This is a genomic window from Granulicatella sp. WM01 (assembly GCF_004570605.1).
Classification (GTDB): Bacteria; Bacillota; Bacilli; order Lactobacillales; family Aerococcaceae; genus WM01.
In genome coordinates this window covers 40,057-50,668 of sequence record NZ_SPPB01000008.1, presented here as the reverse complement: position 1 = coordinate 50,668, position 10,612 = coordinate 40,057, and the positions used below count along the sequence as shown (strand labels likewise).

Annotated in this window: 10 protein-coding genes and 1 pseudogene; 10 read left to right on the top strand and 1 reads right to left on the bottom strand. The window is 32.4% G+C overall.

Going from position 1 to position 10,612, the window contains the following annotated elements; all coding sequences use genetic code 11:
* Window positions 1–776, bottom strand: a pseudogene (locus E4T68_RS02395) (ISNCY family transposase); the annotation flags it as partial.
* Between the two features lie 207 nt (window positions 777–983).
* On the opposite strand from E4T68_RS02395, the gene E4T68_RS02390 reads away from it, so the two are divergent.
* The 10 genes from E4T68_RS02390 (at window position 984) to trpS (ending at window position 10,329) form a co-directional block, all read left to right on the top strand.
* Window positions 984–1,379 carry a MarR family winged helix-turn-helix transcriptional regulator gene (locus E4T68_RS02390; protein WP_167753776.1) on the top strand — a complete coding sequence of 132 codons (396 nt, stop codon included), beginning with the start codon at window positions 984–986 and terminating at the stop codon, window positions 1,377–1,379.
* A gap of 20 nt (window positions 1,380–1,399) precedes the next feature.
* Window positions 1,400–2,968 (top strand): ABC transporter substrate-binding protein, encoded by a 1,569-nt coding sequence (locus tag E4T68_RS02385; protein WP_135123754.1) that lies wholly within the window; start codon window positions 1,400–1,402, stop codon window positions 2,966–2,968.
* Between the two features lie 62 nt (window positions 2,969–3,030).
* Complete coding sequence (locus E4T68_RS02380) at window positions 3,031–3,987, top strand: ABC transporter permease (RefSeq protein ID WP_135123752.1); 957 nt, start codon at window positions 3,031–3,033, stop codon at window positions 3,985–3,987.
* 2 nt (window positions 3,988–3,989) lie between these two features.
* The gene (locus tag E4T68_RS02375; RefSeq protein ID WP_135123750.1) at window positions 3,990–4,826 is read left to right on the top strand and encodes an ABC transporter permease; all 837 of its coding nucleotides are present in this window, start codon (window positions 3,990–3,992) and stop codon (window positions 4,824–4,826) included.
* Window positions 4,816–5,688, top strand: a complete 873-nt coding sequence (locus E4T68_RS02370) for an ABC transporter ATP-binding protein (protein WP_135123748.1) — start codon at window positions 4,816–4,818, stop codon at window positions 5,686–5,688. Before E4T68_RS02375 ends, E4T68_RS02370 begins: the two co-directional genes overlap by 11 nt.
* A complete protein-coding gene (locus E4T68_RS02365; protein WP_135123746.1) occupies window positions 5,660–6,544 on the top strand; it encodes an ATP-binding cassette domain-containing protein in 885 nt (294 codons plus the stop codon). Before E4T68_RS02370 ends, E4T68_RS02365 begins: the two co-directional genes overlap by 29 nt.
* A gap of 68 nt (window positions 6,545–6,612) precedes the next feature.
* Window positions 6,613–7,470 carry an NAD(P)-dependent oxidoreductase gene (locus E4T68_RS02360; RefSeq protein WP_135123744.1) on the top strand — a complete coding sequence of 286 codons (858 nt, stop codon included), beginning with the start codon at window positions 6,613–6,615 and terminating at the stop codon, window positions 7,468–7,470.
* Window positions 7,471–7,560: 90 nt separating this feature from the next.
* Window positions 7,561–7,794: a YkuJ family protein gene (locus E4T68_RS02355; protein WP_135123742.1), complete on the top strand. Its 234-nt coding sequence runs from the start codon at window positions 7,561–7,563 to the stop codon at window positions 7,792–7,794.
* 160 nt (window positions 7,795–7,954) lie between these two features.
* Window positions 7,955–9,070 carry a DNA polymerase IV gene (gene dinB, locus E4T68_RS02350; protein WP_135123740.1) on the top strand — a complete coding sequence of 372 codons (1,116 nt, stop codon included), beginning with the start codon at window positions 7,955–7,957 and terminating at the stop codon, window positions 9,068–9,070.
* 266 nt (window positions 9,071–9,336) lie between these two features.
* Window positions 9,337–10,329: a tryptophan--tRNA ligase gene (gene trpS / locus E4T68_RS02345; protein WP_135123738.1), complete on the top strand. Its 993-nt coding sequence runs from the start codon at window positions 9,337–9,339 to the stop codon at window positions 10,327–10,329.
* Window positions 10,330–10,612: the final 283 nt, after the last annotated feature.

The window sequence follows — 10,612 nt, the reverse complement described above, 5'->3', positions numbered from 1 at the left end:
GTATCGTCTTGAAGCTGTTGAGTCCCTTTCCTTTGATAATCAAATACCGTTCGTCTATCCGTTAAAAAAGCAGCAGGAATACCATAATTGGTTAATATCTGATGTAACACCTGATAATAGCCTTTCAGCGTTTCTTGTGGGGCAAAATAGGCACCAACAATATTACCAGAAGCATCATCAATGGCAACATGAAGATGAGAGACAGTTTGACCAAACCATCTGAATTGACTAGCGTCCATTTGTATCAGTTCGCCGCAATATTTTTTTCTCGGACGACTAGGGTGGATAGTGTCACTATCTGCTAGAAACTCACAAGAACGGGGTAAGTTTATAGACAATTCATGTCTCACCTGTTGTGCTACTTTTTTCTGTTGTTTTAGTCGTTTTACTGTTTTACGATGTGTTTTGGGAGAAATCATCCCATGGTTATAGAGAATGGTACGAACAGTTGTATCTGTTAAATTGATGCCATGTTCTTGTTTTAAAATTTCAGTAAAATGAACAACATTAGGTTTTAAATTGGTAAATGATTGGTATAATTCTACAATAAAAGTTTTAGTAGATTCAGGTAGACTATGCTTTGGAGAGCGTTTTTTATTTTTATGAGAAAAAGCTGACTTACCCAATTGAACATAATTGTGAAGTAGTCGGTTAATTTGTCTTAATGATAATGTTAATTCAACACAGGCACGTTGTTTTGTTTTTTTGCCATGATGAACGGCTTTGATGACGTTATATTTTTTTATTTCATTCACTGTTAATTCTATCCTTTTCATATCTCTAGTTTATCATTTTGGGACATTTTGTCATTCGATTACTTTAAGACATTATCACATTCGATTGATATATTATAAAAATCATAAATTTTTAATCTTGACAAAATGAGAGGATAGTAGTATTATAAATGCATGTTCATGCATGTATTTTTAGAAATATAAATGTATGTACATGCATGAAAATTAATGGGAGAGTGTGGTGGTTTTGTGAATCAAGTTGATTGTATTAATAAATGGTTATCTATCAGCTTACAACAAAAAGAAATTGAACATAATTTAGAAAAGAAACTAAAAGAGGTTTCTGAGTTAACGTTAAATGAATTTTACGTTTTGTATTTTCTAAGTCAAGAGCCACAACGCTCAATGAGAATTTTTGACTTACAAGAAAAAGTTCATTTAACACAAAGTGCTATGTCAAGACTCATTTCCAGAATGGAAAAAAAAGAGCATAGCGGAATTATCAGAGGAAATTGTCCAAAAGATAAAAGAGGAGTCTGCATTAAATTAACCCCAGAAGGGGAACAAGAATTGGCCAAACATATTCATCACGTAAAAAGTGTTTTAGCAGAATGCCAAGAATTTTTAAAACAAAATACTATATAAGTATGGAAAAGGAGACATGTATGAAAAAGAGAAATTGGTTTATTGGGGTATTATCTGTAGTGGTATTGGCATTGGCAGCTTGCTCAACACCTTCTTCTAATACTACGCAAGAAACATCATCAAAAGCACAAAGTAATTCAGTATTTACTTATGCCATTTCTGGAGAACCATCATCTACTAATCCTATTACAACAAGTGATAGATGGGGATTAACAATTACAAATATGATTTTTTCTCCGTTAATTCGTATTGAAGGCGATGGAAGTCAAAAATTTGAATTAGCTAAAAGTATTGAAACATCACAAGATGGATTAGTGTTAACTGTTCATTTACGTCAAGATGTTAAATGGTCAGATGGACAAGCATTTACAGCAGATGATGTGGTGTTTACATACGAGCAAAAAGCTAAAAAAGAAAATGGTAACGCAAAAAGTATGTGGATTGGCGATGAAGCTATTCAAGTAGTAAAAGTTGATGATTACACAGTCGAATTTCGCTTACCAACTGTCAGTGCAGCAGCTTTAGAAAATGTTGCAACAGAAATTTATATTATGCCAAAACATATTTATAAAGATGTAAAAGATTTTTCTGTATCTGATTTAGGCATTACTCCAGTTGGAACAGGTCCTTATAAATTAAAAGAGCATGTTCGTGGAGAATATTTCCAATTTGAAGCTAATGAACATTATTATGGTGGAAAAGCTGCTATTAATACAGTAGTGTTGCGTATTATTAACAGTACAGACACTGCAAAATTAGCCTTACAAAAAGGTGAAATTGATGCAGCTGTTGTTTTACCAAGTGATATTTCTGAATTAGGAAGTCAAGTAACTCCTTATGCATATAGTGAAAACCGTATTGGATACATGGGGTTAAATACAAAAACAACTGAGTTAAGTGACAAACGAGTTCGTCAAGCTATTTTATATGCATTGAATAAAGACGATATGAATAAAGCAGCATATTTAAGTACAGAATACTACACTAATCCATATTCTATTTTGCCACCAAATAATCCTTTTGTGACAAATGATGTTGAAAAATATGAAACAAATGTTGAAAAATCTAAAGCATTATTAGCTGAAGCTGGTGTAACTAACTTAACTTTACGTTTAGGTTATTCTGCAAGTGATGCTGCACAAACATTGCAGGCAACATTAATTCAACAACAATTACAGCAAGTTGGGATTACAGTTGAATTAGCTGGCGGAGATGGAACAGCTTTATTTACTGAATTACGTAAAAAAGGATCTACACAGTATCATCTATTTTTAGGTGGATATATTATGGGAAATGATCCAGACTTATATTCTGTTTTATTTGCACCAGGTCAACGTTCAAATTATTTCCAATTTGATAGCCAAGAAGTTGCTAAACTTTTCCAAGATGGTGCAACGGAATTAGATCCAGCAAAACGTAAAGAAATTTATAATACATTACAACAAACTATTGTGGATAATGCAATCATTTATCCGATTGTGGATAATCGTAGAGTGCTAGTTGTCAATAATCGTATTGGTAATGTTGAAAAAGCAGGTTTAATCCCTATATATACTCTTGAAGATATGTCTAAATTAATTATTAAGTAGGACTGTAAAAGCTGTGTGCTTGCACACAGCTTTTATGTCAATACGCTAGAAAAGGAGGAACTATGCTTAAATATATTATTAAACGCATTTTACAAGTTATTCCAATGTTGTTACTCATTTCGTTTATTGTATTTTCTTTAATTTACATTGCTCCCTTTGATGTGGTGGATTCTATGACTACACCAAATATGACACAAGAGCAAATCGACTTATTACGTGAGAAAAGTGGATTAAATCAACCATTTTTAGTGCAATATTTTGCGTGGCTGCAAAATATTGTGGCAGGAAATTTTGGAAAATCATTAGTGACTCAACAAAGTGTTTTACCTGAATTATTAACAAGAATTCCTAATACAATGATTCTTGTTATTCCGGCTTATTTAACGGCTATTTTATTAGCGATTATTTTAGGATTAGTTGCTTCTGCTTATAAAGGGACATGGATTGATAAATTAATAGATGGTATCGCTTCTTTTGGTATTGCCATTCCGACCTTTTGGTTTGCCATGATTTTGATTTATATTTTAGGGTACCAATTAAATATATTTGAAATTGTAGGCATGTACACCGTTGGACAGGAGAGAACCTTTGGAAATTTTCTATCTCATTTTGTTATGCCATATTTAACATTGACGGTTAATTTTTTTCCAAGGTTATTACGTTATGTCAGAGCTTCAGCTATGCAACAACTTACTCAAGATTATGTGAGTGTGCAAAAAGCTTATCAAGCGTCCAAATTTACAATATTTGCAAAACATATTAGTCGTCATGTAATGATTCCAGTTGTGACACAATTAGGACTAGCATTGCCTATGATGGTAACTGGTGCCATTATTACAGAAACGGTTTTTTCTTGGCCGGGTGTAGGACCTTATTTAATGACAGCAACAAGAGGATTAGATTATCCTGTTATTATGGCGGTCATGCTTTTATCCTCTACATTGGTTATTTTAGGAAATTTATTAGCAGATATTCTATATTTTATTGTTGATCCACGGATTAGAAGAGAAGGGAGATAACTATGGTCTTTTTAAAAAAATTTAAGCGAGTGATTTTTTCATCGCCATTATATACATTTTCTTTTCTATTTATTGTTTTAGTTGTTGGTTTAGCATTAATTGCTCCAATATTACCTATTGATCCGACAAAGACGAATGTATCTCAACTATCTAAAGGACCTAGTTTACAGTATTTATTTGGTACAGATGAAGTAGGAAGAGATTATTTTATTCGTGTCTTGTATGGTGGGAGAATTTCTTTATTAGTTGGTGTGTTATCTATGATAACAGCGACAACGATAGGAGTTGTTATTGGCGTTGTTTCTGGATATTTTGGAGGATTGATTGATGCTATATTAATGCGTGTATTAGATGTGTTATCTTCAATTCCTTGGCTTGTGCTTGTTATTGTTTTAAGTGTCTTTTTCAAACCGGGATTAAGCACTATTATTATTGTGATAGGTGGTTTTTCTTGGATGAATGCTGCACGTTTAATGCGAGCAGAAACGATGGCTATTAAGGAGCGTGAATATGTGTATTACGCTAAATTTATAGGGGAAAAACCGTTGTTTATTATTAAAAAACATATTTTTCCATTTATTGTTCCTACAATGTTAGTTGCCGCAACAACAAGTATGTCTGGTGCTATTATGACAGAATCAGCACTTAGTTTTTTAGGAATGGGAATACAACAACCTATGGCATCCTGGGGCAGTTTATTGCAAAATGCTCAAAGTAGTTTACAAAGAGCACCATACATGGCAATTATTCCTGGTTTATTTATTGCATTGACTATTTATGCATTCAATAATTTAGGAGATGCGTTAAAGGAAACATTGGAGGAAGCGTATGACAAATGAGATGAGTATTGTGCTAAAAAATTTAACGATTAAATCAAAAAAAACTAATCGTATACTGGTTAATGATGTGTCTTTAGCCATTCCTAAAGGATCTGTTGTTGGTATTGTTGGTGAGTCTGGGAGTGGAAAAAGTTTAACAATGAAGAGTATCATGGGCATTTTACCAAATAATTTAAGTATGTCTAAATCAGAGTTTACATGTCATGGTCGACCAGTCAATAGTAAGGAAAGTCTTCCTATTTCTATGATTTTTCAAGATCCTATGACATCGCTTAACCCATTACGAACGATAGGTTACCATTTAATAGAGATTAGTCAACGTTATCATGGAATGTCTAAAAAAGAAGCATATCAATCTGCTATACAGATGTTAGAAAAAGTAGGTATTACACAAGCAAAATTGAGAATGGAACAATTTCCATTTGAGTTGTCTGGTGGTATGCGGCAAAGAGTAATGATTGCAATGGCTTTATTATCACAACCAGAAGTACTGATTGCCGATGAGCCAACAACTGCTCTTGATGTGACTATTCAATTACAAATTTTATCTTTAATTGCACAGTTAAAACAGGAGATGGAACTAAGCGTTGTATTAGTTAGCCATGATTTTGGCGTTATTGCTAGTATGTGTGATTATGTTATTGTGATGTACCAAGGACAAGTTGTTGAAGAAGGAACAGTTTTAGATATTTTTGAACATGCTAGTCATCCATACACTCAAAAATTATTATCTTTAGCAAAATTTGATATGAGCCAGTCACAAGTGCCTATTTCATCCCAGAAAGGTGAACTTGTTCATTTAAGTGATACACACAAGCTCAGAATGGAGGGAAATGATGAAACCATTACTCACGTTAACTGATGTTAGCAAAGTCTATCATAAAAAAGATTATAAAGGTGTTAAGCATACAACACGTGCATTAAATCATATTAATCTTTCCATTTTTTCAGGGGAAACTTTAGGTTTAGTAGGTGAGTCAGGGAGTGGGAAATCGACACTTGGAAAAATTATTTTAGGATTTGAACAAATGAGCGAGGGCAAGATGCATATTTATCCTATGCATAATGATAAAAAAGAAGAAATTCCATTAAAACGTCAAATTATTTTTCAAGATCCTTATTCAGCATTAAATCCTAAAATGAGTGCTTTAGAATTAGTTATGGAACCTTTACGCCATATAGATGACAAAATGTTAGCCCAAAATAAAGCCATTGATATGTTGGCAAGAGTAGGCATTATGGGTGATGATGTCTATAAATTACCTCAACATTTTAGTGGTGGACAGCGGCAAAGAATAGGGATTGCCCGTGCAGTCGTTTCATTGCCACATTTTATTGTATGTGATGAACCAACGTCGGCTTTAGATGTGTCTATTCAAGCACAAATTATTGACTTGTTAAATCAATTAAAGAAAGAATTATCATTATCCTACTTATTTATTTCTCACAATTTGGCAGTAGTTAAACATTTATGTGATCGCATTGCGGTAATGTATCAAGGGCATTTAATTGAATTGGCACCAACACATCAATTATTTTCTAATCCTCAACATGAGTATACGAAAAAATTGCTACAAGCATCTTTAGAAATCAATCCGACTCAAGCAAGACTACAATTACAAAATCGTTTATTTACTCAAGATATCTCTATTCAATTAAGTGAAACTTTCGAATGGATTGAAGTGGAACCTAATCACTTTGTTAGAAAAGAATTATAAATATTTTGTTTAAATAGTGTTTAAGATGTATACTAATGTTTATTATAGACGTTTAAGGAGTGGAAAGTATGCAAAAAATAGGTTTTATTGGTGTTGGAGTTATGGGGAGCTCTATTGTCAAACATTTATTACAAGCAGGATATGAGGTATCAGTTTATACACGAACAAAAAATAAAGCACAAGATGTACTACAACTAGGAGCTAAGTGGGAAAATTCTCCAGCTTTATTAACTGCAACGAGTGATATTGTCATGACTATGGTAGGGTATCCTAGTGATGTTGAAGACGTTTATTTTGGTGAATATGGTATTTTTTCAGCATCTATTCAGGGTAAAATAATGATTGATTTGACAACAAGTACACCCTCTTTAGCTAAGCGTATAGCAAAGCATGCTCTGGAGCATAAGTCTTATGCTTGTGATGCACCTGTTTCTGGTGGGGATATTGGAGCAAAAAATGGAACACTAACGACAATGGTTGGGTGCCATAAAGAGATTTTTGATGCTATTTCTCCACTATTGTCAATTTTTTCAAGTAAAGTAAAATGGCAAGGCGGAGCTGGAGCAGGGCAACATACTAAAATGGCAAATCAAATTATGATTGCTGGAACAATGACAGGAATGACTGAATTATTAGTCTATGCTAAAGCTGCTGGACTAGATGTGGCTTCTGTTATAGAAACGGTTAGTGCAGGCAGTGGAGCAAATTGGTCGTTATCTAATTATGCTCCTAGAGTATTGGTAGATGATTATTCTCCAGGTTTTTATGCTAAGCATTTTTTAAAAGATTTGCGTATTGCTTTAGATGAAGCAGAAAAAATGGGACTGAATTTACCGGGAACACAAACGGCTGCAGCCTTATATAAAGAGCTTGTTGAAGCAGGTTTTGGAGATTGTGGTACACAAAGTTTAATAAAAATAATATAAAATGGTATCTATTCATTTTATTTTCTGTTAAAATATGATTAATTCGTAATCAATTGATTATGGTTTAATGGACAAGGAGTGAATGAAAAAATGAAACCATCACAATTAGTAGCGATTATTCGCCGTTTAGAAGCGATGAAAGAAGAAACAAATGAAGTAGAAGTACGCCGTTTTGAAAAAGATGGTGTTGAAAAATGTATTGTTCGCTATGATTTCCAAAGTGGAAATTTTGAATTGGAGGAGAGTGGGTCTAACCAATCTTACCAATTTGATGATATTGATTTAGTTGCAATTGAAATTTTTGAATTATTGCAAGATGCATAGTCACACACGCTTATTAGGTATCTAATAAGCGTATTGCTTTATGTGGTATAACGATATAAGTAGCTGATATTTTTATAGTTTAATAAAAAATTTTGCAAAAAAGTTGACAAAAAGTAAACAAATGATATGATAAAGGTATTAAGAGTAAAGGTTAGATGATATGGAGTTTGGCATTTTAACATTTGATTATTTACAATATCATACATCTCGTAAAATTATCCATATTGATATGGATGCTTTTTTTGCTGCAATAGAAATTAGAGATAACCCGAATTTGAAAGGAAAGCCTGTGATTATGGCACACCATCCTTTAAAAACTAAAGGGCGTGGTGTTGTGTCAACATGTAGTTATGAGGCACGAGTATTCGGTATTCATTCAGCTATGAGTGCGAAAAAAGCCTATGAATTATGTCCAAAAGGGATTTTTATTGTTCCACGTTTAGCTTATTATCGTGATATTTCAAACCAAATTCGTCATATTTTTAAGCGTTACACAGATATTATTGAGTTTATGTCATTAGATGAGGCTTATTTAGACGTGACACATAATAAAATGGGTTATAAGAGTGCAATATACGTTGCTAAATGTATTCAACGAGATATTTGGAAAGAGCTACAGTTAAGTTGTTCAGCTGGGGTATCGTATAATAAATTTTTAGCAAAAATTGCAAGTGATTTCCAAAAACCATCTGGATTAACAACTATTACACCAGATGAGGCAATAGACTTTTTAGAACATTTACCTATTGAAAAATTTTACGGTGTAGGAAAGAAATCAGTAAGTAAATTGCATGCGTATGGTATTTATAAAGGAAAAGATATTTTAAAAGTAGATTCAAGAGAATTGGTAAACCGTTTTGGAAAATTAGGATTTTTGTTATTGCAACGAGTAAGAGGAATTGACAATAGTTTAGTGAAAGCTGAAAGAAAAAGGAAATCCCTTGGACGTGAAAATACATTTTTTCCAGAATTAGCAACAAGTCAAGAAGTGCAAATTGCCATTAGATATTTAACACAAACTTTAGGAAAATCTTTACAAAAATTTGGACTTAAAGGTAATACTGTGACTCTAAAAGTTAGGTATACAGATTTTGAAACAGTAACACGTCAGCATAAAGTTCCTGAAATGATTTGTAGTGATCAAGATTTATTTGGTGTGGCAATGGGACTTTGGGAAGATTATGGTCATTTGGATAAAAATATTCGCTTAATGGGTGTGTCTATTTCTAATCTGCAAAGCCAACAAATAGAGGAAGTCAAATTGGACTTGATATAACAAGAATATATGATATACTTTTCAGTAATAAACGTTTGGTATAAATAAAATATTAGTATCTTAAATATGAGTTGTATGAGTAGTTAAGAGTGCTTGATAATGAAAATTTATATAGATTATATATTATACTTGTTTGACATAAAAATAAAATACATAAAAAAATTTATACTATATTGAAAAGACTATAAGAGTTTCAACAAGTTGAGACGTTGTTTGATTTTAGCTATGTATAAATAAAGTTTAGAAAAAAGAATGGAGCAAAAACGATGAAAAAAAGAATTTTTTCAGGTGTACAACCTAGTGGCATTCCAACTATTGGAAATTATATTGGTGCAATGAAAAATTTTGCAGAATTACAAGATGAGTATGATTGTATTTATTGTATTGTAAACCAGCATGCAATAACAGTTCAACAGGATGCTCAACAGCTAAAAGCATTGACACGCTCATTGGCAGCTTTATATATTGCTTTAGGGATTGATCCTCAAAAAGCAACTTTATTTGTTCAGTCTGAAGTTCCAGCACATGCTCAAGCGGCTTGGATTGCATTATGTAATATTAATATTGGAGAATTAGAGCGCATGACCCAATATAAAGATAAAGCGGCAAAACAAGAAAGTGTGTCCGCAGGGTTGTTGTGTTATCCACCGTTAATGGCATGTGATATTGCATTGTATAATACACATATTGTCCCTGTTGGAGAGGACCAAAAACAACATATTGAATTGACACGTGATTTTATTCTTCGTTTTAATAAACGTTATGGAAAAGGAACGGATATTTTAGTCTTGCCTGAACCTTATATTGCAAAAAGTGGAGCAAGAATTATGAGTTTACAAGAACCTACTAAAAAAATGTCTAAATCAGATAGTAATCCGAAAGCCTTTGTGTCTTTATTAGATGAGCCTAATGTTATTCGTAAAAAAATAAAAAGTGCTGTAACTGATTCTGAAGGATTAGTGTATTATGATAAAGAAAATAAACCGGGTGTGTCTAATTTACTTGTCATTTTTTCTGCTTTTTCAGGGAAAAGTATTGCCGAATTAGAGGAACTTTATAAACACTCAGGATATGGGACGTTTAAATCTGATTTAGCAGAAGCTATTGTTTCAGTATTGGAACCTATTCAAGTACGGTATCATGAATTATTGCATTCACCTGAATTAGATTGTATTTTAAATGAAGGTGCAAAACGTGCTAATGAGATAGCTAATGCTACATTGGTAAAAATGAATGAGGCTATTGGATTGGTAAGATAGTTATAAAGAGAACTTGACATATTTCACAATTTTATGACATTTATAATATATTTATTAAATCTTTCAAGTAAGGTATATTGGATAATTTGTTATGGTATAGAAAATTTTATGCTTTTGTTTGAAAAAATGTTTAAGCAAGTATAGATAAATATATTGAGTAACTATTGTAACTGGAAACCTTATGAGGATAACGATAAAAAATAGTTGTCATGCTAATAGATTTTTTTATGAAGTATAAGACTATAATGAAGACTACATTTCAATTTGAAAAATCATATCAAGC